Genomic DNA, 22216 nt, shown 5'->3' on the forward strand with positions numbered 1-22216 from the left:
CGGGCTCTTCCCATCCGGGCGGGAACGGAGTAGAAACAGGGAGCCGGCTCGCCGGTCGCGAGGGGCGGTGTCCCCCCGATCGAGAGTCGGCGCACGGCAACCGGGCACCCACGCGCGACCAGCCGCGAGAGGCGCGTCCAGACGGGTCGAACCCGTCGGACTAGACGAAGGTGCACGCCTGGTAACCCGCCCGCCGTGCCAGTGGGCGGCGTCCCGAAGCCCGGGGCGCCGTTCGCATGTCCCCGTCCACCACAGGCCGTCGCCGCGCCCTTGCGAACCTCGGGCGCGAGGCAGACGATCTAGCCGAGACCCGCCCGCCGACAGAGGAGACCGAGCATGCCCGAGACCGAGGCTGGTCAGAGTTCTGCGCTGTCCGCACTGCTCCACGAGAACCGTCGCTTCGAACCGCCCGCCGATCTGGCGGCTGCGGCGAACGCGCAACCGGAAATCTACGCTGAAGCGGCAAAGGACCCGTTGGCGTTCTGGGCAGGACAGGCCGAGCGACTGACCTGGAGCACCCGCTGGAGCCAGGTTCTCGAGTGGAACCTGCCCTACGCCAAGTGGTTCATCGGCGGTCGACTCAATGTTGCCTACAACTGCGTGGACCGTCACGTCGAGGCCGGGGCCGGGGACAAGGTCGCCTTCTACTGGGAGGGGGAGCCCGGAGACACCCGGACAATCACCTACGCCGACCTGCAACGTGAGGTGTGCAAGACCGCCAACGCCCTTACCGACCTGGGCATCGCCGCCGGCGACAAGATCGCCATCTACATGCCGATGATCCCCGAGACGGTGGTCGCGATGCTCGCCTGCGCTCGGCTTGGCGCACCGCATACCGTTGTCTTCGGCGGCTTCTCGGCTGACGCCCTCAAGGGACGGATCCTCGACTGCGACGCCCGGATGGTCATCACCGCAGACGGCGGGAACCGCCGTGGGGCTCCGAGCGCGCTCAAGCCAAACGTCGACGAGGCGCTGAAGGAGTGTCCGGACGTCCACCACGTCCTCGTCGTGCGACGCACGGGGCAGGACGTCGAGTGGAACCCTGGACGCGACGTGTGGTGGCACGAAATCGTCGACTCAGCCTCTGAAACCCACGAGGCGCAACCGTTCGACGCCGAGCACCCGCTCTACATCATGTATACGTCGGGGACGACGGCGAAGCCTAAGGGCATCCTGCACACCTCGGGTGGCTACCTCACCCAGGTGAGCGCCACCCACCGATTGATCTTCGACCTGAAGCCGGACGCGGACGTCTTCTGGACCGCGGCCGACATCGGCTGGGTGACCGGTCACAGCTACATCGTCTACGGCCCGCTGGCGAACGGCACGACATCGGTGCTCTACGAGGGCACGCCCGATACGCCCGGCCGGGATCGCTGGTGGCAGATCATCGAGAAGTACAAGGTCACGGTTCTCTACACGGCCCCGACGACCATCCGCACCTTCATGAAATGGGGGGAGGATCTGCCCACCTCGCGCGACCTGTCCAGCCTCCGATTGCTCGGCTCTGTCGGTGAGCCGATCAACCCGGAGGCCTGGATCTGGTACCGCAAGTTCATCGGCGGCGACCGCTGCCCGATCGTCGACACTTGGTGGCAGACCGAGACCGGCGGCATCATGATCACGCCACTACCAGGGATCACCGCCACCAAGCCGGGTGCAGCAATGACCGCGTTCCCAGGGGTCAGCGCCGACGTCGTCGATAACGAGGGCCTCCCCGTCCCGGACGGGCAGGGTGGGTATCTCGTGATCACCCAGCCATGGCCCGGGATGCTCCGGGGAATCTGGGGCGATGACGAGCGGTACAGAGAGACCTACTGGTCGCGCTTTCCGGGGATGTACTTCGCCGGCGACGGCGCGAAGAAGGACGAGGACGGAGATTTGTGGCTGCTCGGACGGATCGATGACGTTATGAACGTCTCCGGGCATCGCATCTCGACCACCGAGGTGGAGCATGCGATCGTCAGCCACCCGAAGGTCGCGGAGGCGGCCGTGGTCGGAGCGAGCGACCCGATGACCGGTCAGGCCATCGTCGCGTTTGTGACCGTCAAGGGCAACGTCGCCGAGGACGAATCCAGCGGTGAGGCGTTCGTCACCGAGCTGCGCAACCACGTGGCCAAGGAAATCGGGCCGATCGCAAAGCCCCGGCAGATCCTGATCAGTCCGGAGCTGCCGAAGACGCGGAGCGGAAAGATCATGAGGCGGCTGCTCCGCGACGTCGCGGAGAATCGCGAGCTCGGGGACGTGACAACGCTGCTCGACCCGACGGTCGTCAACGCCATTCAGCAGCACATGGCCGGTGGCGCCGGCGAAAAGGAGGAGTAGTCGTGGCGGCCTGAGCACCCGGGGCGGTTTCCGGGCAGGATGCCGGGGGATCGCCGAGGTCAGAAGAGGAGGCGCCATGTCGACCGACCACGATGCACCGCCGATCGAAGAGCGCTCGATCGGGGAACTGGTGGCCACCGCCAGCCGGGACATGTCGCTGCTTGTGCATCAGGAGATGGAGCTTGCGAAAGCCGAACTCACCGCGGCCGCCAAGCGGGTGGGAATAGCTGCCGGGCTGTTCGGGGCAGCCGGCGGCCTGGGCCTGTTCGCGCTCGTCTTCCTGTCGGTGGCCGCGGCATTCGGCATCTCCGCTCTCGGCGTCTCGCTCGGCTACGGGTTCGTGTGCGTGGGCGGCGCCTACGGGGTCCTGGCCGGCCTGCTCGCCATCACCGGCGCAACAAAGGCGGTCCGCGTCGGCAAGCCGGAACGAACGATCCGTACCGTGCAGGACTCGCTGGCCTGGGCTCGGCACCCGACGGTGGCTCCCGATCCGGACGCGCACGAGCTGGCGGAGCTTCGCGCTCGACATACGGACTGACCCAGATCCGGCCGGATGTGCGAGGCTGTCGGCCATGGCCGGGCGCCGCGTCATCGACGACTCGGCGGTGCTCGTCGACGGCCCGTGGGTTCATCGGGATGTCAGCGCGAACGGCGTGCGTTTCCATGTTGCCGAGCTCGGCACCGGTCCGCTCGTGTTGCTCCTGCACGGTTTCCCGCAGTTCTGGTGGACGTGGCGGGCCCAGATCGTCGCGCTGGCCGCAGCTGGGTATCGGGTCGTAGCCCCCGACCTGCGAGGCTACGGCGCGAGCGACAAACCGCCGCGCGGCTACGACCAGGCGGGGCTGAGCGCCGATGTCGTGGGACTGATCCGGGCGCTCGGGGAGTCCGATGCCGCCATCGTCGGGCACGACTGGGGTGGGGTCCTCGCGGTATCCACCGCGGTGCTCCGGCCGGCGGTCGTTCGTCGGATCGCGATGCTCGGCATCGCCCACCCGCTGGCCATGCGGTCGGCCATCGTCCGGCGTCCGCAGGGACAGTTCGGCGCCAGCAGTTACCTGCTCGGCTTCCAGCTTCCGTGGCAGCCGGAACGACGCCTGGTCCGCAACGACGCCAGGTGGGTCGCCGAGCTACTCGCGCTATGGGGCGGGCCGGGGTATCCGGATCCGGAAGCCGAGCGGCGCTACCGGGACGCGATGCAGATCCTCTACGTTCCCCATCGCAGCCTGGAGTACTACCGCTGGTTTGTCCGCTCCCAACTCCGGCCCGACGGCCACCGCTTCTCCCGGGCCCTCCGGGAACCGGTTCCCGTGCCGACGCTGCATATCCATGGGGCCCTCGACCGGTGCGTGCTTGCGTCAACGGCCCGCGCGTCCGGTCGATACGTGGCAGCCGCCTACGAGTGGCTCCTGATCGACGGGGTCGGCCACTTTCCGCACGAAGAGGCGGCGGATCGCGTGAACGGGGAGCTCGTGCGATGGCTGAAGGACGGCTGACGCGGGACCGGGACGCATCGGGGCGTCCCCGTAACGCCCGTCCACGCGACGTCACCGGCCGACCGCTGGCCCGGGGCGCGGCCGGTGTGCCCGAGCCGGGAGCCCGGCCTTTCGTCGCGGAGGCCGGCGCCGTCCTAGGGGCCGCAGCCCGGCTCGTCGACGCCGGACGACCGTTCGCGGCGCACGAACTGTTCGAGCAGATGTGGAAGGCGGCCCCGGTCGATCGGCGCGACCTGTGGCGCGGGCTGGCCCAGATCGCCGTCGGCCTCACCCATGCCCAACGCGGCAATGTCACCGGAGCGGTCGCCCTTCTCGGGCGGGGAGCCGAACTCGTGGCCGGGTGCCGCGATGCACCTACCGAGCTTCGGATCGAGGTCCTACTCGGCGATGTCCGAGACCTCGTCGCCGAGCTGGTCGCGACGGGGTCCTGGGGGGTCCGAGTGCGTTTCCTCTAGCCGGCGTAGATCCGCACGTAGTCGACGATCAGGCTCTTGGGGAAGGCGGTCCGGCCTGGCGGCCCACCCCAGGACCCAACCGCCAGGTCGAGGACGAAGTACACCGGGGAGTTGAATACCCACCCGCCACCGGGGGGCAGGCTGGCGGGGGTGACCGACAGGTAAGGGACGCCATCCAGCGAGAACGTCAAGAGCCCGGGCGACACGTCCACCGCGTAGACGTGGAATCCAGCCGATAACGGCCGCGGCAACCAGTCCTGCCCGACGATCTGGTAGTGACCCGAGACCCCGTGGTACCGGGTCTGTCCGGGACCGAAGATGGGGCCGTGCGCGGTGGCCGTGGACAGGTTGGGGGCCTCTCCGGTGCCCTCCATCAGGTCGTACTCCCCGGTGATCGGCCAGGTCGGAGCCAGCGATGTGCCGCCCATCGCGAAGAATGCCGGCCACAGCCCCATCCCGGGTGGAAACTTGGCCCTGATCTCGGCACGGCCGTAGACGAAATCACCTGTCCGGGTGATCAGCCGTGCCGAGGTGTACTGCCGTCGCACCCCGTCGGGACCGGTGTAGTCCTGCCGGCGGGCGACGATCAGCAGGTGTCCGGCGCCGTCGAGGTGGGCGTTGGAGATCAGGTCGGTGTTCGACTCCAGCTCGTGAGTCCCGAAACCCCCGCCACCCAGGACGTGAGCCCAGTTCGCCAGGTTGGGCGAGCTGCCGGCCAGCCCGTTGAACTCGTCGTCGAAGATCAGGTGCGGGCCCGGGGCCACGGCCGACCGCAGGCCCCCATCCGCGTGGCTCGCCGGCGCGGCAGCGAGCAGGACGCCCGTGAGACCGAGCAGCGCGGCGCGCAATGCCGCTCGCCGTAGCCGCACATTGTCCTCCCTAACCGGGGCAAATCAGCCTACGGGCGACGGCGGCTGTGGTCCACAAGTTCGGCACGGGGGGGTCGCTCTCCTGCCCACCGGACGGCACTCACGCGGCGTGCGAACGCTGCTCCGCAACAGTCGCGAGATTGTCCAGGAAGGCCGAGGCGAGGGATCGCAGCCGGTCCGGCTCGGGTCCTGGATAGGCCAGTCGAAGCGCCGCACGGGTCGTCGGACGTGAACCGTCGGCAGCTGCGACGAAGTCGAGGACGAGGGCCCCGGACGTGGCGGGCACCTCACCGTCGAAACGGAATGCAACGACGAATGCGGTGGGCGTCCGCACCGGTGCCGCTGTCGAAACATCGACGCGGACTCGCCCGCGGCCCGGCACATCGGCTAGGACCCTGGTGGGTTCCCCGGCCTCCTGGACGTTCTGGACCCCGGGCCAGAGCGCGACCCCGGTCGGCCCCGACAGCAGCAGCGCGACGCTGCTCGGGTCGGCGGCGATCGGTCGTTCGACGCACACTGTGCTCATGATGATCGCCCGGTCCTTTCCCTCGACGGTCTTATCCCCGCTTGCAACAGTAAGCACGGGTTCGGTGCCCAGTACAGCCACCGGCTTGTGAGATGAGTCACCGCGGCTCGGGCCAGCCCTCCCGTGGGCCGCGATCGCGGGCCGCTAGCCGGGCCGTCTCGGCCGGCAATTGCCGAACCCGCGAGCGATCCCACGGGCGGGCCCAGCCACCGAGCTCGAGCAGGGTGTCGACCAACCGGGCGGTGAAGCCCCAGACCAGGAAGCCGTCCACCTCGAATCCGGGCCCCATGTAGCCGCTCGGGTGCACCACCTGGGTCCGTCGGGCTGGGTCAGCCAGATCACGCACCGCGACCCGCGCCACCCGTGCGACCTCCGCCGGATCGACGGCCCGGACGGCCGTCGGCCGGCGCCACCACGCGAGCACCGGTCGGACGACGAAACCGCTCGGCGGCAACCACAGGGGAGTCAGGGTGGCGAGCACCTCGACTCCGGCCGGATCGAGTCCGGTCTCCTCCTGAGCCTCGCGCAGCGCCGCCGCCGCCGGATCGGGATCAGTTTCTTCTACGACACCTCCGGGGAAGGCCGGTTGACCGGCGTGGCTGCGCAGCGTGGCGCTCCGCTCGATGAAGAGCAGGTCGGGCCCGGCGGAGGATTCGCCGAACAGGATTAGTACGGCCGAGCGCCGGCCGGCATCCACGGCGGGCGGCGCATAGCGATCGAAGCCGGTCCTTGGCGGGTCCGCGACCGCGGCCAGCAGGGGCCGCAGCCACTCGGGCGGGGATGCGCTCAACGCTTGGCCAGGGGGAGGCTGATCCCCAGGTACCGGTGGATGTCCGCCGCGAACTGCTGTCGGCTCCCGTACGGGCCGACATGAATGTCGACAAGGCGACCGGCAGCCGTGACGAAGGCGGTGTCGGGGAGTCCGATCAGACCCAGGCGATGCAGGCTCTCGCCACCCGGATCGACCACGGACGGATAGGTCATCCCGGCAGCGGCGGCAAAGCTGAGCGCGGCCCCGCCGCCGTCCATGACGTCCACACCGAGGACCCTCAGCCGAGAGCCGGCGTCTCGATACACCGACTCGAGCACTGGGACCTCGGCCTGGCATGGGCCGCACCAGGAAGCCCACAGGTTCAGCACCGTGGGAGTTCCGCGCAACCCAGCCAGATCGACCCCCGGGCCGACGCCGAGGCAGCGCAGGGAGAGGGCGGGAAGGCCACCCGCGATCGAACCCGAGCTGGTAGCCGGCGGGCACCGAGCCAGGTCAGCCGCCGCGACGGCGGGGCCGGTGGTCGGGCCCGGGGCTGCGGCCGTGCCGCAGGCGGCCACGGCGAGCATGGCGGCGCCCGAGAGCCCTCGGGCGGCCAACCGGCCGGTCACGGAACGCTACGGTTGCGGATCAACCGCTCGGCGACCGCCGGCTCGACGGGACCGAGCCCGAAGGACGGACACCAGCGGGCTAGTCCGCAAGCCCCGCAGGCCGGCCGCCGCGAATGGCACACCCGGCGGCCATGCCAGATCAGCCGGTGCGACAGGAGCACCCAGTCCGCCGGCCGGAACAGGGCTCCCACGTCGTGTTCGACTTTGACCGGGTCGTCCGCTGCGCTCCAGCCGAAGCGCCGGGAGAGCCGACCGAAATGGGTGTCGACGGTGATACCGGGGATACCGAACGCGTTCCCGAGCACGACGTTGGCGGTCTTGCGACCCACGCCCGGCAACGTTACGAGGTCTGCCAAGCTGCCCGGCACTTCACCGCCGTAGCGCTCGCAGAGAGCCTGGGCCATGCCGAGAATGTTGGTCGCTTTTGCCCGGAAGAACCCGGTCGATCGGATGATCGCTTCGAGATCGCCCCGGTCGGCAGCGGCGAGCTCGGCCGCGCTGCGGTACTCGCCGAACAGGCGGGGCGTCACCTCGTTGACCCGTTTGTCGGTGCACTGGGCGGACAGGATCGTCGCGACGAGCAACTGCAGCGGGGTGGAGAAATCCAGCTCGCAGTGCGCGTCCGGGTAAAGCTGCGCCAGCGCCCGGTTCATCCGCCGGGCCCGGCGCACCAACTGCGTTCGGTTCGAGGCGTCGGCCAGCGCGCCCGGCGAGCGGCCGACCGCCGCGGCACGAGCCATCACGCAGGCGAGCCTACGGCGCTCACCCGACCGGGTGACACCCGCGCCGCGAGCCTCAAGCTCCCGGGCCAGCCGGCCGATGCGCCGCATGTGATTACGGAGAGTAATCGCCCCTGCGTGAGAGGCCTCCCCGTGGAGAAAACGTCAACCGCCTCGTCCCGGTTACGACCGGTGCCCCAGCGTCAACCGGAATTCGCCCATTTGAGCCTCCCCGGACTGCGCCGCTACCGCGAGACACTCACCGCCGAGGAGGCACGGGTCTCCTACTGGCGGCGGATCATCCAGGCCCGGCTGGACCTCGTCCGGGCGTCGATGACCGGCGTACCCCCCGCGGTCGACAACCTGCGCGGGCTCTTTGCCGGACACCGGCTGACCAGCGAGCGCCGGGTGCTCATTCAGGTGGTGGCGATCGATGACATGCCACCGCTCCCGGACCTCGCCGACCTGTGGGCGCGCGACCACCGGCCTGGCGACCTCACCTACAACCAGACTCTGGTGCACGACCTGTCGAAGGCCGAGAGCCAACTGTCGGCCTACCGGACGGCGCTGCATCGTCGCCTGGACGGTGCCACCGGTGAGCTGATCGCCCGGTACCGGGCGGAGCCGGGGCTCTGCCTCTCCGCACTGCCGGTGGCTCCGAACCAGCGCCGAACCGCCGACGGGTAGCCCGGCTTCGACTCGCCGCCGGATAATCGGGGGTGGCGAGTGTGCGGCCACGCCGGATCGGGCACGATAGGCGCAACATGCTTCTCGTGGTGGCCCTGTGCTCCCCGCTCCTGCTGCTAGCCCTGATGCTGGCGATGGACCGGGTTGAGCGACCCTTGCGCGACGAGGCGCTCGGCGAACAGGTTGTCGCGGTGCTCGAGACGGCGCACCCGGATGAGGTGGAGATCATCGTGTCCACCGACGCGGCGCTCGCAATCAATCGGCACTGGCGCCGCTTCCGTCGGCGTGGGCGGCCGCTGGTGCGCCGGGCCGGGCGCCCGGCCTAAGCTGCCACACCGCGACGCCGTTCGAGGGGAGGATCCCGTGGACTCCCTGCTGGCGAGCGTGCCACTTTTCGCCGCGCTCGACGAGCCGGCGGCTACCGCCCTGGCAGCCCGTCTGCGGCCCGGCAACCTGGAGCGGGGCGAGATCGTCTTCCGCGAGGGCGAGCTTGGCGACCGGCTGTACATCGTCCTCGACGGCAAGGTGAAGATCTCCCGATCCGCCGGGGACGGCCGAGAGAACATGCTCGCTGTGCTCGGCCCCGGGGACCTGCTCGGCGAGCTCTCGCTGTTCGACCCCGGCGAGCGAACGGCCACCGCGACGACGCTCACGGAGGTCGCGCTCGTCTCGCTCGACCATGCGGATTTGCGACCGTGGTTACTCGAACACCCGCAGGTCGCCGAATTCCTACTGGCCGCCCTCGCCCGTCGGCTGCGCCGCACGAACGAGGCGATGGCCGACCTCGTGTTCACCGACGTGCCGGGACGGGTCGCCAAAGCACTGCTCGATCTCGCCGACCGATTCGGCGAGGTCGAGGGAGATGCTGTGCGGGTGACGCACGACCTGACCCAGGAGGAGTTGGCGCAACTGGTCGGCGCCAGCCGGGAGACGGTGAACAAGGCGCTGTCCGACTTCGCGGGCCGCGGCTGGCTGCGCCTCGACGGCCGCGCCGTCCTTCTCCTCGATGTGGACCGGCTGACCCGGCGCGCGCACTAGACGCCGTTGCCGGCGAGCAGTCCGGCGAGCAGGCGTCGCGTCGTGGGGCGCTCGCTCACCTGCTCGGTCGACCTCGCCAGAGCCTCAGCCTGCCGAGCGGCCAATCGGGCCGCGGGGGGATCTCCAGCGGCCGCGAGACATTGGGCGAGGACTCGGAGCGCCACGACCCGCGAGCGAACGTCCTCGGCCGGCACCGCTAATGCTCGATGGATCACCGCCAAGGCTGGGTGAACGTCTCCGGCCTCGAGGAGCGCCCCCGCATAGTGCGCGAGGGCCTGCCGGCGGGGGAACAGCAGGGAGGGTTCGTCGGTGACATCGGCCACGTCAGCGAGCAGTCGCAAGGCCTCGGCGAGATCACCCTCGGCCCGAATCGCCTGGGCGAGCAAGACCTGTGTACCGACCAGCGCTGCCGGCTCCAGCTCGAGACCGTCGAGCATGGCGACCGCGCGCTCGGCTGCCAGTCGGGCGGCCTTCGGGTCTCCCCGGTCGAGCTGGCAGTAGCCGATCCCGCAGAGTGCCAGCGAACCCGTCACTGGATGCGAACCCAACTCGGACGCCCCGACCGCCTGTTCGAACAGGTCGATCGCCAGGTCGGGACGGGCCGCGCCGCGCTCGGCAAAAGCCCGGGCGGCCAACGACATCGACCGGCCCCACGTATCGGCGAGATCCGCGAATTCGGTGTGCGCGCGAGCGGCCTCGTCTCGGGCGATGTCAAGATCACCGAGTTCTGCCGCAGCGAACGCGTCAATGGTGAGGCAGGCTGCCACCCCCCACCGCTCACCCATTGCCTCGCCGAGCGGGAGCAACCCGCGGGCGAGTTCCCGCGCTTCATGCAACCTGCCCTGCAAGAGCCGCACGAAGGCCTCGGTGCCGGCGCACCAGGACAGTCCACCAGAGTCGTCCAGCGACCCGAAGACGTCCGCGGCCCGGGCCAGCATGGACTCGGCGAGCTGATAGTCACCGCGGGTTGTGGCGCTCCAGGCGAGGTGCTGCAGGGCCCATCCAGTTCCCCGAACATCGCCGATCCGTTCGGCCAGGTCCAGCGCCTGCCCGAAGCGGGCTTCGGCGCCGGGGAGCCGACCGGCCCGGTAGTCAACCAACCCCAACTCACGCAGGGCCTCGGCGGTGACCCGATTCACGCCGCTGTCGCTTGCGGTCGCGAGCGCCGAAACGAAGGCGGCGGTCGCCGCATCGTCGTGGCCGCGCTGCGCCCGCAACCGGCCGAGAACGACGAGCGCGGCCGCCCGGATCGGAAGGTTGTCGGACTCGAGCGGTCCAGCGAGGTCGGCTTCGGCATCGGAGATCCGATGCAGCGCAGCCCGGGCCGCCGCCCTTCCGACCTGAAGATCGAGCAGATCGCCCTCCGCGCCGGCGCCTTCCGCGAACCCGAGAGCCTTCGTGTAGAGCCGCTCGGCCCGGACGTTGTCCTCCCGGCTCAGTGCCGCAGACGCGAGGCGGCCCAACGCTCGAACGCCAGACGGCCTGGCCCGCCAGGCGGGATCACCCGGGCCGAGCCCCATTTCGGTCGCCAGCTCGATGGCCCGCTCGGCGTGCGCCGCCACGAACGTGTCGACCTCGGCTGCCGGGGCGGCGAGATTGGCGACCGCCCACACCGCGGCGATCGCATGGCGACGGGCCCGCTCGGCTTTCGGGATTCCGGCGTAGGCCACATCCCGGGTAAGGGCGTGGGAGAAGACGTACGTGCGACCGGACTCCTCATCCTCCGCCGGCGCCAGGATCCCGCGCTCGACCAACTCGGCAACGCTTCGGACCACGAGGGCTGCTGCCTCCGGGTCGACAGCGAGCAGGGCCGTGAGCGCGAAGCGCGGGCCGACTACGGCAGCATCGCGGAGGACCGTCTTGGTGGCTGTATCCAGGGCATCGATCCGGGCGGCGAGAACGGCCTGAACGCCGGCCGGGAGGACGTCCGGCGGCAGCTCGCCCACTAGGGTCCAACTCGCGCCCGTGCGACGCAGCAGGCCGCGGTCGACGAGCAGGTTCAACAACTCGGCGAGGAAGAACGGGTTTCCTTGCGCCCGTCGAAGCAGCGCCTGTTGCGCGCCTGGCTCGAGCTCGGCCCCGCCGAGATAGGCCCGGAGCAGCCGACCGGCCGCCATCGAGTCGAGCGGCAGCAGCGGGATGAGCTCAGGATTAGGAAGGGTCCGCCACCAGTCCCCCTCGGGACCGGCCGGGAGTTCGCTGCGCCCCACGCAGATCACGATGACCGGGCCGCTCAACTTTCCAGCCACCCACCCGAGATCACGGAGCAAGCCGGCGTCAGCCCATTGCAGGTCGTCGGCAACCAGGAGCAGGGGGCCCTCGGCGGCGAGCCCGGCCAGCAGACGCAGAACCGAGAGCCGGATCGGATCGCCGGCCACACCCGACCCGCCCGGGGCCGCGGACTCGCGCGGAATCGAGGGCTCGCCCTCCACTCCGATCAAGGGCAGCAGGCGGTCGATGAGCGCAGCCACGGGAAGGCCGAGGGGCCCGGCGTCGGCCAGCCGGGTCACCGTTCGCCGGAGCCGGGCAACCGCCTCCGCCGGCGAGTCCATGTCGGTGATACCGCAGGCGACGCGCAACCAGTCGACGAACACCGACAGTTCCCGACCTTCGCCGTAGGGTCGCGCTCGACCCTGGAGCACCCGCAAGTCGGGCAGCTCGCCGGCGAAGCGGGTCACCTCCGAGACCAGACGGGTCTTTCCCACGCCAGCCTCACCGGTGACGACGAGGGCGACCGGCTGGCCACGGTCGATCACGTCCATCACCCGGCCGACGATGACACCGCGTTCGGCGTCGCGGCCGACGAAGGGGGCCTCGGCACCAAGACCGAGCCGGGTCTGTCCGGGCGGGCGGATAGCAACGAGTTCGAATGCCTCGAACGGCTCCCGCTTCCCCTTGAGCCGAACGGCCGGCAATGCTCGCCAAGAGGCGACGTGCAGGCTAGCCAGGGCGGTCTCACGTCCGGCCCACGTCCGGCCGACTCCCGCCGCGTCGGAGAGCCGGGCCGCTGTATTCACGGTGTCGCCGATCACGGTGTAGGACAGGTGGGCCTGGATCCCGGCGATGACCTCGCCGGTGTTCAGACCGACCCGAAGACCGAGTCGACGGCCACCCCCGGACTCCGCCTCCATCAGCCGGCGGATCTCGGTCTGCATCGTGGCCGCCGCACGCACGGCACGCTCCGCGTCGTCCTCATGAGCGGTCGGAGCGCCGAAGACGGCCATGATGCCGTCTCCGGTCAGCTTGTCGACGTGACCGCCGACTTCGGTCACAGCGTGGCTCATGGCCGCGAGGGCGCGGTCCGCGACCGCGCCGACCTGTTCCGGATCGAGCTCCTCGGCCCAGGCGGTGAAATCCGAGAGATCGCCGAACAGCACCGTCACGAAGCGGCGCTCCGCACTCGCCTCCAGCTCCTCGCTCCGTTCCTGCGGGGAGCCGCAGGCGAAGCAGAACCGGGCCCCCGGCACCAGGGGCGTTCCGCAGACGATGCAGACCAGCTGGACCGCCGTCACGACCTTCGATGTCCCTCGAGATAGTCCAGTTGCGCGCGCACCGACAGTTCCGCGGCCGGCCACAGGCTTGGGTCGACGTCGGCATACACCTGCCGAACGACCGCCGCCGGCTCGCGCACCCCCGCGTCCACTGCCGCCTGCACCTGGGCCAGGCGCTCTGCCCGGTGGGCCAGGTAGAAGTCGAGCACGGACGCGGCCGATGACACGACCGGCCCGTGCCCCGGCAGCAGCACGTCGACGCCGTCGTCGGCGAGGGCACGCAGCCGCCGGATCGACCCGAGGTAGTCGCCAAGCCGTCCGTCCGGATAGGCCACGACGCTGGTCCCGCGGCCGAGCACGGTGTCACCGGTGAGTACCGCTCGATCCGCTGGTAGCGCGAAACAGAGGGAGTCGGCGGAGTGCCCAGGGGTGGCGATCACCCGCAGCTCCAGTCCATCGACGGCGACGAGGTCGCCCTCGGCCAGCCCCTCCCCTCCGTAACGGTGCCGCGGGTCGAGGGCGCGGACCGGCGCGCCGGTGATCTCACTGAACCGTCTGGCCCCTCCGGAGTGGTCGGCGTGGCCGTGGGTGAGCAGGATGGCGGCTATCGGGCCGAACGCGGCCACCCGGGCGAGATGTGCGCCGTCTTCGGGCCCTGGATCGACGACGACCGCGCTGCGGCCGCCGGGTTCGCGCAGCACCCAGGTGTTCGTACCATCGAGGGTCATCGGTCCCGGGTTCGGGGCGAGAACCCGCTCCGCCCGCAGCATCAGGTGCCGTCGTCCGCGTGCGGAAGCAGCAGCCGGGCGGTGTCAGCATCGACCACGACCTGCGGCAGGCGGGGCCGGACATCGCGGTCGCTCCCGGCCGCGAGGACGTCCGCGACCCGGTCGTACGAGGACAGTTCTCGGAGCGTGACCACGGTCGGTGGCAACATGCCAAGGTCACCCTCGAGGTGGCGCGCGACGGCGGTTGCGGGGGCCAGCCATTGGGCATGGTCGGCCTCCCCACCGACGTCACGGGTGCGCTGGCCGGTCGGCAGCGCCGCGACGAAGAACCGGGTGTCGTATCGCTTCGTCTCGATCTCCGGGGTGATCCAATGCGCCCACGGCCGGAGTAGGTCCGCGCGCAGGACGAGCTCGCGGCGCTCCAGGAAGTCGGCGAACGAGAGCGTGCGGTCGACAAGGGCAGCCCGGTCCGCCTCCCAGTTCGCCCCGCGGGTGTCCTCGACCACGTCGTTTGCCGTGGGTCCAGCCAGTAGAACTCCGGACTCCTCGAAGGTTTCGCGGACCGCGGCGCAGACCAGGGCCCGGGTGAGGTCGGAATCGGCGCTGAGGATGCGGGCCCATTGATCCGGCGGCGCGCCCGCCCAGTGCCCGTCTGACAAGGCCGAGTCCCGCGGATCTACCGTGCCCCCGGGGAAGACGTACATCCCCCCGGCGAAGGCCATGGTTCGGACCCGGCGAAGCAGGTACCCCTCGAGACCGGACCCACCGTCACGGAGCAGGACAACCGTGGCCGCGGCCCGCGGGGTGACCGGCATGATCTCTCCGGCGGCGAGTTGCCGCGCCCGGACTAGGAGCTCGCGGGGAAGCGGCATGCTCGTGGGGAGCCCTGCCACCGGCGGGTCCGCCGACATAGCCGCATCGTACGGGGAAGAGCGGACCGGCTACCCGGCAACCTCGACGATGATCTCGACCTCCACCGGTGCATCCATCGGCAACACGGCCATGCCCACCGCGCTGCGAGCGTGCCGGCCGGAATCCCCGAAGACTTCGCCGAGCAGATCGCTGGCGCCATTGACCACCGTGGCCTGACCGGTGAAACCCGGGGCACTGGCCACGTAGCCGACCACCTTGACGATCCGCTCGACAAGGTCGAGATCGCCGATGACCGACTTCACCGCCGCCAACCCGTTGAGGGCGCAGGTCGCGGCCAGATCCCGGGCAGTCGCCTCGTCGAGGTCGGCACCCACCTTCCCGGTAGCCGACAGCGCACCTTCGACGAGGGGCAACTGGCCCGACGTAAAAACCAGCGACCCCGATCGGACAGCAGGCAGATACGCCGCGACCGGAGCCGCAACCGACGGCAAGCGGAGGCCGAGGGCGGCCAGCCGGTCCTCGGCCCGGCTCATGGCTTCGGCCGCTTGAAATAGGCGACGAGCTGCTCGCCGGAGGGGCCGGGCACCACGCCCACCAACTCCCAGCCGTCATCCCCCCAGTTATCGAGGATCTGTTTCGTCGCGTGGACCAGCAACGGGACGGTCGCGTACTCCCATTTAGCCATATCCGGCAGAGTAGCCGGCCGGTCCGGAGCTCAGGCCGTCTGGATCCGCCGGCGGCGCAAGATCCGCTTGCGCTCGAGTTCGTTGAGGCCACCCCAGATGCCGTGCGGTTCCTCGACGGCGAGGGAGTACTCGAGGCACTCGTCGAGCACTCGGCAGGAGCGGCACAGCGCGCGGGCCGACCCCTCGCGCAGGTCCTTCTCCGGCTTGCGCTCGAAGTGGCTCGGCGCGAAGAAATACTGCGCGTTCTCGCCCCGGCACTCGGCCATGCTTCGCCACGTGGTGTCGTCGAGCACGACTCGCTCCGTCCGGCTCCGGGACTCGGTGGGCATCGATCTCACCGCACTGTGTTCGCTGCCGGCGGCAATCTTCCTGCTGGGAAAGTTGGATTCGCCGAGCCCGGCTACGCTCGTTGGTCGTGGCCGACTTCCCGGATGTGCGCCTGCACGTGGTCACGGGCAAGGGCGGGACCGGGAAGACGACGGTGGCCGCCGCACTCGGCCTCGCGCTGGCGGCTGGCGGCCGCATGGTCCTGCTCACCGAGGTCGAGGGCCGGCAGGGAATCGCACAACTGTTCGACTGCCCGCCGCTGCCCTACGAGGAACGAAAGGTGGCGATCGCACCGCGCGGTGGCGACCTGTACGCCCTCGCCATAGACCCCGAGGCGGCCCTGCTCGAGTATCTCGAGATGTTCTACAACCTGCGCCGGGCCGGCGCAGCGCTGAAGCGTCTCGGCGCGATCGACTTCGCGACGACGATCGCACCAGGGATGCGCGACGTGCTCCTCACCGGCAAGGTGAAGGAGGCAGTGACCCGGAGTCGCCGGGGCGGCCCGCGCTACGACGCCGTCGTCATGGACGCGCCGCCTACCGGTCGGATCGCCCGGTTCCTCAACGTCAATACCGAGGTAGCCGGACTGGCCCGGGCCGGACCGATCCGCGCCCAGGCGGACAGCGTGATGGCGCTCCTCCGCTCCCCGGAGACCGCCGTGCACCTGGTCACCGTTCTCGAGGAAATGCCGGTGCAGGAAACCATCGACGGTGCGACAGAGTTGACCGCCGTCGGGCTACCGGTGGGAGGCGTTTTCGTCAATATGGTGCGGCCGCCCATGTTGCCCGCTGCCGAGCTGCGGCGCGCCGCGGCCGGGCGCCTCGGCCGGCCGCGGCTCGCCGCCGGCCTGGTGGCGGCGGGACTGGAAGCCGACGACGACCTGATCGACGTCCTGGTCGACGAGACGGCCGACCACGCCACGCGGGTCGCCCTCGAGTCGCGGGAACGGGCCGAGCTAGCCGACCTCGATCGGCCCCGGTACGAATTGCCGCTCCTCGACGAGGGCATGGATCTCGGTGGGCTATACCGGCTCGCCGCGCTCCTACACGACCAAGGGGCGGCGTGACCGGACCGCAGCCGCTCGATGTCGACCGCCTCGTCGACGAGTCACGGATCATCGTCTGCTGCGGCTCAGGCGGCGTCGGCAAGACGACGACCGCGGCGGCGCTCGCGCTCCGGGCGGCCGAACGAGGCCGGGCGACGGTTGTCCTGACCATTGATCCCGCCCGCCGGCTTGCCCAGTCGCTCGGTCTGGTGGAACTCGACAACACCCCCCGCCGGGTGGCCGGTGTAGACGAGAGCGCCGGCGGGTCCCTCGACGCGATGATGCTCGACATGAAACGCACGTTCGACGAGATCGTACTTTCCCATGCCGAACCGGAACGGGCCGCCCAGATCCTGGACAACCCGTTCTACAAGGCGCTGTCCTCCAGCTTCTCGGGCACCCAGGAATACATGGCGATGGAGAAGCTCGGTCAGCTAGCAGCCGATGGCCGCTGGGACGTCATCGTGGTGGACACCCCCCCGAGCCGTTCGGCTCTGGATTTCCTCGACGCGCCACAGCGAATGTCCACCTTTCTGGACGGACGGATGATCCGGCTGCTGATGGCGCCGGCCAAGGCCGGGGGACGGGCGTACCTGCGGGTCCTCAGCGCCGGGATGGGCATGTTCACCGGGATCCTCAACAAGATCGTCGGCCAGTCGTTGCTCAGCGATCTCAGTCTTTTCGTGTCCGGGCTCGAGAGCATGTTCGGCGGATTTCGGGAACGTGCCGAGAAGACCTACCAGCTGCTCAAGCGACGCGGTACGTCGTTCGTCGTCGTCGCGGTGCCCGAGCGGGACGCGCTACGCGAAGCTGCCTACTTCGTCGAACGGCTCGGCGACGAAGGCATGCCGCTCACGGGCCTCGTGCTCAACCGGGTGCACGCCTCGGGGGGGGAGCGACTGTCCCGGCAGCGCAGCCTCGGCGCCGCCGAGCTGCTCGACCGGTTGGGGGGGCACCCGGTGGCCGCGGCGGTGCTCCGGCTGCATGCCGAGCGACTCGCGGTCGCCGATCGCGACCAGCGGCTCCGGGACCGCTTCAGCTCCGCGCATCCCCACGTGGCCGTCGCCTCCGTGCCGGCCTTCGCGGGGGACGTTCACGACCTTGACGGGCTCCGTTCGGTCAGCGCTGCCCTGGCCGCGGGCAGCCGGCCGGGTGCCACCGCCGGCTGACCTCGCGGCCGGAGCCTTCCCCGGCTCAGCTGGCGACCGCGGAGCCCTGAGTCTCGAATTCGCGGCGGGCCGACTCGAGGAGGCCCCGCCAAGAGGTGACCGAGGGCCGACGGCGGAGCAACGCCCGGCGCTCCCGCTCGGTCATGCCGCCCCAGACCCCGAACTCGACCCGGTTGTCCAGCGCGTCAGCCAGACATTCGGTGCGCACCGGACAGCCCAGGCAGACTGCCTTCGCCCGATTCTGGGCCGCGCCCTGAACGAACAGCTCGTCGGGGCAGGCCTGGCAGCAGGCCGCCGATCTGGTCCAGTCTGACGTCCAGTTCATGGCACTCGTCTCCGGTGTCGTCGGGCCGCGGGTCCTGGCCGCTCGCAACTTCCGTTCACTGCTGTTCTGGGATAGACGGTAAGAAGCGGACACCAACCCCAACAGACCCCGTTCGTCCCAATCCGTATCCTCCATTCGGCTGATGCCGTGGCCGGCCCGGTGATATGGCGGGAGGGTCGGAGCGAGTCGGGCCGGCGCGATCGGCCACGTACCCTGTCGGCATGCCCTCCGGTTCCAGCCGCGAGTTCGGCCATCGCCTAGGCCTATTCGCGGCCGTCAGCGCCGCAGCCGGCCTCGTCGTCGCCGGCGTCCTGCTCCCGGTCGTCGGCGGTCTCGGGCTCGCCGCGAAGCACGAGATCAGCACCTTCGACAGCCTGCCGAGCGATCTCACCGTGCCACCGCTCCCGCAGGGATCCCGGATCCTCGCCGCGAACGGTCAGGTGCTCGCGACGTTCTACTCCCAGAACCGGATCCCGGTGACCTTCTCGCAGGTGCCGCCGGTCATGGTGCAGGCGCTGGTCGCCATCGAGGACTCGCGGTTCTTCGAGGAGAACGGTTTGGACTTCAAGGGCCTGGTCCGCGCGGCGCTGCGCAACGGGCAGGCGGGCGGGGTCCGTCAGGGTGGCTCCACCCTCACCCAGGAGTACGTGAAGAACATCCTCATCGAGGCGGCGCAGACTCCCGCGCAGGCAGCGGCGGCCCAGGCCGACACCCTCGCCCGCAAAGCGCAGGAGGCGCGCTACGCGATCGCACTCGGCCACCGCCTGACCAAGGATCAGATCCTCGAGGGTTATCTCAACATCGTCTACTTCGGGGACGGGGCCTACGGCATCGGCAGTGCGTCCGAGCACTATTTCGGCATCCCGGTGGAGAAGCTCGACCTCCCGCAGGCGGCGCTGCTCGCCGGGTTGCTCCAGGACCCGTCAGCCTACGATCCCGCATTGCACCCGGTGCACGCGCGCGCGCGCCGGGACATCGTGCTCGGCCGGATGGCGCAGCTTCACGTCATCAGCGCCGCACAGGCGAGCCAGGCAATCGCCACGAAGATCCAGCTGCACCTCACCACGCCGGGCAACGGCTGTGTCGGCACCAGCGCGCCGTATTTCTGCGACTACGTCCTCCGGGATCTGTTGGCCAACCCGGCGTTCGGACCGACCATCCAGGCGCGGAGCAAGCTTCTCGACGAGGGTGGCCTCACCGTCGTCACCACCCTCGACCCGAAGGCGCAGCGAGCGGCCCAGGGCGCGATCGATGCCAAGGTCCCCTGGACCGGTGAGTTCGGCGCCGCCGAGGCGATGGTCGAGCCCGGGACAGGCGCCATCCGGGCGATGGTGACGAACGCTCCCTTCGGGGCGAACTCGAAGAAGAACGAGAACTCGGTGAACTGGGCCGCCGACGAGGGCCACGGGGACAGCACCGGTTTCCAATCCGGGTCGACGTTCAAGGTGTTCATTCTCGCCGCTGCGCTAAAGCAGGGCATCCCGTTGTCGACCTCGATCTACTCGCCAGCGTCGTTCGGCCCGGGCAACCCGCTGACCGGGTATACCGGGTGTCCCGCCGAGGGCACCGAGTTCGGGTACCCGCAACGGTTGAGCAACGCGGGAGCGAACGAGGCCGGCAAGTTCAACCTGCTCACGGGGACCTGGGCGTCGGTGAACACCTTCTATGCGCAACTCGAGTTGAGGACGGGGATGTGTGATCCGGCGACCCTCGCCGCCGAGATGGGGGTGCGGCGGGCCGATGGCACCCCGATCCGCCAGGTTCCGTCCATGGTGCTAGGCGCGAATGAGGTCAGCCCGTTGGACATGGCGGACGCCTACGCGACGATCGCCGCGCACGGCCTGCACTGCCCGCCGGTCGCCATCACGAAGGTCACCGACCGGTTCGGCCAGCCGGTAGCGCTGAACAATCCGCCATGCAACCAGGTGCTCGATCCTGGGCTCGCGGACACGGTGACACAGGTGCTCACCGGGGTGCTCGACAACCCGATCGGCACAGCCTATGGGGACGGGCTCGGTGCCCAGCCCGCCGCCGGGAAGACCGGCACCGTGACCAACTACGACGGTGCCTGGTTCATCGGCTACACGCCGCAGCTCTCGAGCGCCGTGTGGCTCGGCTACCCGCACGGCACGCATAGCCTGCGGAACGTCACCATCGGCGGACAGTTCTACAGCCGGGTCTTCGGCGCAACGATCCCGGCACCCATCTGGCAGCAATCCATGCAGGGCGCGCTCGCCGGCACTCCGGTCGTGGACTTCGCGCCAGCCAACTCGAAGTACTCGCTGGGCTCCACGGCCGCCGTCCCCCGGGTGGCTGGACTGTCCCCCCCGGCTGCGGAGGCGGCGCTGACTTCGGCCGGCTTTACCCCGCAGCTCTCCGCGCCGGCGGTAGCCGGGACCACGCCGGCCGGCACGGTCGCTCGCACCGACCCCCCGGCCGGCGCCGTTGTGCCGGTCGGCTCGACGGTCACAATATTCGTGAGCAACGGGCGGGCACCGAAGGCGCCGCCCCCGTCCCCGTCCCCGTCGGCGACGCCCTCCGCCCCGCCGCCGGGCTCGCCGCCGCCAACCCCCACCGCGACGCCGAAGCACAAGCCGCACTGAGGGAGCCGACCCCGGTTGTCACGAGCCGAGTTGGCGGCGCACCTCCGCTGCGACCCGACCTCCGGACGCTCGACCGGCCACCTTCGCCTGCGCGATCCTCATCACCGGGCCGAGCATCCCGGGCCCCGATGGGCCGTCGGCCGCAACGGCTTCGTCGATCGAGGCGCGCACAAGCCCGGCCAGCTCGCCCTCGGGCAGCTCCGCGGGCAGGTACCCGACGATGACTTCGCGCTCGGCGTTCTCACGGTCGGCCAACTCCGGCCGGCCTCCGGCGTTGAACGCCTCCGCGGCTTCCGCCCGACGCTTCGCCTCGCGCCGGAGCACGGTCACCACGTCATCGTCGCTGAGACTTCGGGCTTCCGGGCCGGCCACCTCTTCGGTGGTCACCGCCGCCAGGGCCATCCGCAAGGTTGCCGTACGCAGCTCATCTCGCGCCTTGATTGCAACCGTCAGGTCTGTCCGCAGTCGTTCCTTGAACGTCGCCATACTCCGAGCGTAGGGCCGCCTGCGAGGATTACCCGATGCGCCGCACGCTTGCCTGGGCCACCGGCATCGCCGGTCTTGCGGTCAGCGGTGCGAGCTACGCGGTCATCGAAGCGCGGTCCCCACGCTTGCGCCAGATCGAGGTGCGGATCCTCCCGCCCGGTAGCCGACCGCTGCGGATCTTGCATATCAGCGACCTGCACATCACCCCGGGTCAGGAATGGAAGATCCGGTGGCTTCGCGATCTGGCGGGGCTGGACCCCGATCTCGTCGCAGACACCGGGGACAATCTGGCCCACCGCGACGCGGTGGCCTCGGTCGCCAGAGCACTCGAGCCGCTGCTCGAACGCCCAGGCGTGTTCGTGGGCGGCTCCAACGATTACTTCGCGCCGCGGTGGAAGAACCCGGCGCGCTACCTGCTACCCAACACCGGGCGCCGGGTACACGGCCGCCCGCTGCCCTACGCAGACCTCCGCCGGGTCTTCCTCGACGCCGGCTGGGTCGACCTGACCAACCGCCGGGTGCAGCTCGACATCGCCGGCCATCGCATTGATGCGGCGGGCGTAAACGATCCGCATATCAAGGCGGATCGATATCCCAAGGTGGCGGGCCCGGTCGCCGCGGGTGCGGACCTGGGTCTGGCGCTCGTGCACGCTCCAGAGCCGCGGATCCTCGACGAGTTCGCCGCCGACGGGTTCGGATTGGTGCTGGCCGGTCACACCCACGGCGGCCAGCTCCGCGTTCCGGGCATCGGCGCGTTGGTCACGAATTGCGGTCTGGAGACCCGCCGGGCGCGTGGCTTGTCCAGATGGGGCAGCTCAACCTGGTTGCATGTTTCCGCGGGTCTGGGGACGAGCCCGTTCGCCCCAGTCCGCTTTGCCTGCCCGCCAGAGGCGACCCTGCTCACCGTCCAGCCTGCCTGAGTGAACTTCGCCACCGCGGTGCCATCCGGCGGCCGACCTCGACCTCGACCGGACCGGCGGTCGCTTGCCGG

General features: G+C 70.2%; 24 protein-coding genes. 11 read left to right on the forward strand and 13 right to left on the reverse strand.

Annotated features, from left to right (window positions below):
- Positions 1-336 precede the first annotated feature (336 nt).
- The 4 genes from acs (at position 337) to VNG13_09340 (ending at position 4273) form a co-directional block, all read left to right on the forward strand.
- On the forward strand, positions 337-2325 hold the full coding sequence (acs, locus tag VNG13_09325; protein HVA60720.1) for an acetate--CoA ligase: 1989 nt from the start codon (positions 337-339) through the stop codon (positions 2323-2325).
- Positions 2326-2401: 76 nt separating this feature from the next.
- Complete coding sequence (locus tag VNG13_09330; GenBank protein ID HVA60721.1) at positions 2402-2863, forward strand: phage holin family protein; 462 nt, start codon at positions 2402-2404, stop codon at positions 2861-2863.
- Between the two features lie 34 nt (positions 2864-2897).
- Positions 2898-3818, forward strand: coding sequence for an alpha/beta hydrolase (locus VNG13_09335; protein HVA60722.1), 921 nt, complete (start codon positions 2898-2900; stop codon positions 3816-3818).
- The gene (locus VNG13_09340) at positions 3800-4273 is read left to right on the forward strand and encodes a DUF309 domain-containing protein (GenBank protein HVA60723.1); all 474 of its coding nucleotides are present in this window, start codon (positions 3800-3802) and stop codon (positions 4271-4273) included. The genes VNG13_09335 and VNG13_09340 overlap by 19 nt, the downstream gene beginning before the upstream one ends.
- Here VNG13_09340 and VNG13_09345 read toward each other — a convergent pair.
- The 5 genes from VNG13_09345 to nth form a co-directional block, all read right to left on the reverse strand.
- Positions 4270-5142 (reverse strand): glycoside hydrolase family 16 protein, encoded by an 873-nt coding sequence (locus VNG13_09345; GenBank protein ID HVA60724.1) that lies wholly within the window; start codon positions 5140-5142, stop codon positions 4270-4272. The two genes, VNG13_09340 and VNG13_09345, sit on opposite strands and share 4 nt — an antisense overlap.
- Before the next feature lie 100 nt (positions 5143-5242).
- Complete coding sequence (locus VNG13_09350; protein ID HVA60725.1) at positions 5243-5725, reverse strand: hypothetical protein; 483 nt, start codon at positions 5723-5725, stop codon at positions 5243-5245.
- A 40-nt stretch (positions 5726-5765) separates the two neighbouring features.
- Positions 5766-6458, reverse strand: a complete 693-nt coding sequence (locus tag VNG13_09355) for a CoA pyrophosphatase (GenBank protein ID HVA60726.1) — start codon at positions 6456-6458, stop codon at positions 5766-5768.
- Positions 6455-7048: a TlpA disulfide reductase family protein gene (locus tag VNG13_09360; protein HVA60727.1), complete on the reverse strand. Its 594-nt coding sequence runs from the start codon at positions 7046-7048 to the stop codon at positions 6455-6457. The genes VNG13_09355 and VNG13_09360 overlap by 4 nt, the downstream gene beginning before the upstream one ends.
- The gene (nth, locus tag VNG13_09365; protein HVA60728.1) at positions 7045-7701 is read right to left on the reverse strand and encodes an endonuclease III; all 657 of its coding nucleotides are present in this window, start codon (positions 7699-7701) and stop codon (positions 7045-7047) included. The genes VNG13_09360 and nth overlap by 4 nt, the downstream gene beginning before the upstream one ends.
- 258 nt (positions 7702-7959) lie before the next feature.
- Here nth and VNG13_09370 point away from each other — a divergent pair, with 258 nt between their 5' ends.
- The 3 genes from VNG13_09370 (at position 7960) to VNG13_09380 (ending at position 9492) form a co-directional block, all read left to right on the forward strand.
- Positions 7960-8454 (forward strand): hypothetical protein, encoded by a 495-nt coding sequence (locus VNG13_09370; GenBank protein HVA60729.1) that lies wholly within the window; start codon positions 7960-7962, stop codon positions 8452-8454.
- 77 nt (positions 8455-8531) lie between these two features.
- On the forward strand, positions 8532-8780 hold the full coding sequence (locus tag VNG13_09375; protein HVA60730.1) for a hypothetical protein: 249 nt from the start codon (positions 8532-8534) through the stop codon (positions 8778-8780).
- 37 nt (positions 8781-8817) lie between these two features.
- Positions 8818-9492: a Crp/Fnr family transcriptional regulator gene (locus tag VNG13_09380; GenBank protein HVA60731.1), complete on the forward strand. Its 675-nt coding sequence runs from the start codon at positions 8818-8820 to the stop codon at positions 9490-9492.
- Here the strand turns inward: VNG13_09380 and VNG13_09385 are convergent.
- Genes VNG13_09385 through VNG13_09410 form a run of 6 tightly spaced genes read right to left on the reverse strand, consistent with a single transcriptional unit; the run spans position 9489 to position 15599 of the window.
- Positions 9489-13004: an adenylate/guanylate cyclase domain-containing protein gene (locus VNG13_09385; GenBank protein HVA60732.1), complete on the reverse strand. Its 3516-nt coding sequence runs from the start codon at positions 13002-13004 to the stop codon at positions 9489-9491. The genes VNG13_09380 and VNG13_09385 overlap by 4 nt on opposite strands.
- Positions 13001-13711 (reverse strand): MBL fold metallo-hydrolase, encoded by a 711-nt coding sequence (locus VNG13_09390; protein ID HVA60733.1) that lies wholly within the window; start codon positions 13709-13711, stop codon positions 13001-13003. Before VNG13_09390 ends, VNG13_09385 begins: the two co-directional genes overlap by 4 nt.
- 41 nt (positions 13712-13752) lie before the next feature.
- Positions 13753-14622 carry an NUDIX hydrolase gene (locus VNG13_09395; GenBank protein HVA60734.1) on the reverse strand — a complete coding sequence of 290 codons (870 nt, stop codon included), beginning with the start codon at positions 14620-14622 and terminating at the stop codon, positions 13753-13755.
- 30 nt (positions 14623-14652) lie between these two features.
- On the reverse strand, positions 14653-15117 hold the full coding sequence (locus VNG13_09400; protein ID HVA60735.1) for a RidA family protein: 465 nt from the start codon (positions 15115-15117) through the stop codon (positions 14653-14655).
- Complete coding sequence (locus VNG13_09405) at positions 15114-15269, reverse strand: hypothetical protein (GenBank protein ID HVA60736.1); 156 nt, start codon at positions 15267-15269, stop codon at positions 15114-15116. Before VNG13_09405 ends, VNG13_09400 begins: the two co-directional genes overlap by 4 nt.
- A gap of 30 nt (positions 15270-15299) precedes the next feature.
- The gene (locus tag VNG13_09410; GenBank protein ID HVA60737.1) at positions 15300-15599 is read right to left on the reverse strand and encodes a WhiB family transcriptional regulator; all 300 of its coding nucleotides are present in this window, start codon (positions 15597-15599) and stop codon (positions 15300-15302) included.
- An 86-nt stretch (positions 15600-15685) separates the two neighbouring features.
- Here VNG13_09410 and VNG13_09415 point away from each other — a divergent pair, with 86 nt between their 5' ends.
- On the forward strand, positions 15686-16663 hold the full coding sequence (locus tag VNG13_09415; GenBank protein HVA60738.1) for an ArsA-related P-loop ATPase: 978 nt from the start codon (positions 15686-15688) through the stop codon (positions 16661-16663).
- Positions 16660-17811: an ArsA-related P-loop ATPase gene (locus tag VNG13_09420; GenBank protein ID HVA60739.1), complete on the forward strand. Its 1152-nt coding sequence runs from the start codon at positions 16660-16662 to the stop codon at positions 17809-17811. Before VNG13_09415 ends, VNG13_09420 begins: the two co-directional genes overlap by 4 nt.
- Positions 17812-17836: 25 nt before the next feature.
- Here VNG13_09420 and VNG13_09425 read toward each other — a convergent pair whose 3' ends face one another.
- Entirely contained in the window at positions 17837-18136 is a 300-nt protein-coding gene (locus VNG13_09425; GenBank protein ID HVA60740.1) for a WhiB family transcriptional regulator, read from the reverse strand.
- A gap of 221 nt (positions 18137-18357) precedes the next feature.
- On the opposite strand from VNG13_09425, the gene VNG13_09430 reads away from it, so the two are divergent.
- Positions 18358-20739 carry a transglycosylase domain-containing protein gene (locus tag VNG13_09430; protein HVA60741.1) on the forward strand — a complete coding sequence of 794 codons (2382 nt, stop codon included), beginning with the start codon at positions 18358-18360 and terminating at the stop codon, positions 20737-20739.
- Positions 20740-20757: 18 nt separating this feature from the next.
- On the opposite strand, the gene VNG13_09435 is transcribed toward VNG13_09430, so the two are convergent.
- Positions 20758-21225, reverse strand: coding sequence for a GatB/YqeY domain-containing protein (locus tag VNG13_09435; GenBank protein HVA60742.1), 468 nt, complete (start codon positions 21223-21225; stop codon positions 20758-20760).
- Positions 21226-21260: 35 nt separating this feature from the next.
- On the opposite strand from VNG13_09435, the gene VNG13_09440 reads away from it, so the two are divergent.
- Positions 21261-22145, forward strand: coding sequence for a metallophosphoesterase (locus tag VNG13_09440; GenBank protein HVA60743.1), 885 nt, complete (start codon positions 21261-21263; stop codon positions 22143-22145).
- Positions 22146-22216 lie beyond the last annotated feature (71 nt).

The sequence above is a fragment of the Mycobacteriales bacterium genome, assembly GCA_035533475.1.
Taxonomy (GTDB): domain Bacteria; phylum Actinomycetota; class Actinomycetes; order DATLTS01; family DATLTS01; genus DATLTS01.

What these genes read in the sequence shown, in the direction of transcription:
- acs (HVA60720.1), top strand. Translation starts at nt 337, where the DNA reads ATGCCCGAGACCGAGGCTGGTCAGAGTTCTGCGCTGTCCGCACTGCTC.
- VNG13_09330 (HVA60721.1), top strand. Translation starts at nt 2,402, where the DNA reads ATGTCGACCGACCACGATGCACCGCCGATCGAAGAGCGCTCGATCGGG.
- VNG13_09335 (HVA60722.1), top strand. Translation starts at nt 2,898, where the DNA reads ATGGCCGGGCGCCGCGTCATCGACGACTCGGCGGTGCTCGTCGACGGC.
- VNG13_09340 (HVA60723.1), top strand. Translation starts at nt 3,800, where the DNA reads ATGGCTGAAGGACGGCTGACGCGGGACCGGGACGCATCGGGGCGTCCC.
- nth (HVA60728.1), bottom strand. Translation starts at nt 7,701, where the DNA reads ATGAACCGGGCGCTGGCGCAGCTTTACCCGGACGCGCACTGCGAGCTG.
- VNG13_09375 (HVA60730.1), top strand. Translation starts at nt 8,532, where the DNA reads ATGCTTCTCGTGGTGGCCCTGTGCTCCCCGCTCCTGCTGCTAGCCCTG.
- VNG13_09390 (HVA60733.1), bottom strand. Translation starts at nt 13,711, where the DNA reads ATGACCCTCGATGGTACGAACACCTGGGTGCTGCGCGAACCCGGCGGC.
- VNG13_09395 (HVA60734.1), bottom strand. Translation starts at nt 14,622, where the DNA reads ATGTCGGCGGACCCGCCGGTGGCAGGGCTCCCCACGAGCATGCCGCTT.
- VNG13_09400 (HVA60735.1), bottom strand. Translation starts at nt 15,117, where the DNA reads ATGAGCCGGGCCGAGGACCGGCTGGCCGCCCTCGGCCTCCGCTTGCCG.
- VNG13_09405 (HVA60736.1), bottom strand. Translation starts at nt 15,269, where the DNA reads ATGGCTAAATGGGAGTACGCGACCGTCCCGTTGCTGGTCCACGCGACG.
- VNG13_09410 (HVA60737.1), bottom strand. Translation starts at nt 15,599, where the DNA reads ATGCCCACCGAGTCCCGGAGCCGGACGGAGCGAGTCGTGCTCGACGAC.
- VNG13_09425 (HVA60740.1), bottom strand. Translation starts at nt 18,136, where the DNA reads ATGAACTGGACGTCAGACTGGACCAGATCGGCGGCCTGCTGCCAGGCC.
- VNG13_09430 (HVA60741.1), top strand. Translation starts at nt 18,358, where the DNA reads ATGCCCTCCGGTTCCAGCCGCGAGTTCGGCCATCGCCTAGGCCTATTC.
- VNG13_09435 (HVA60742.1), bottom strand. Translation starts at nt 21,225, where the DNA reads ATGGCGACGTTCAAGGAACGACTGCGGACAGACCTGACGGTTGCAATC.
- VNG13_09440 (HVA60743.1), top strand. Translation starts at nt 21,261, where the DNA reads ATGCGCCGCACGCTTGCCTGGGCCACCGGCATCGCCGGTCTTGCGGTC.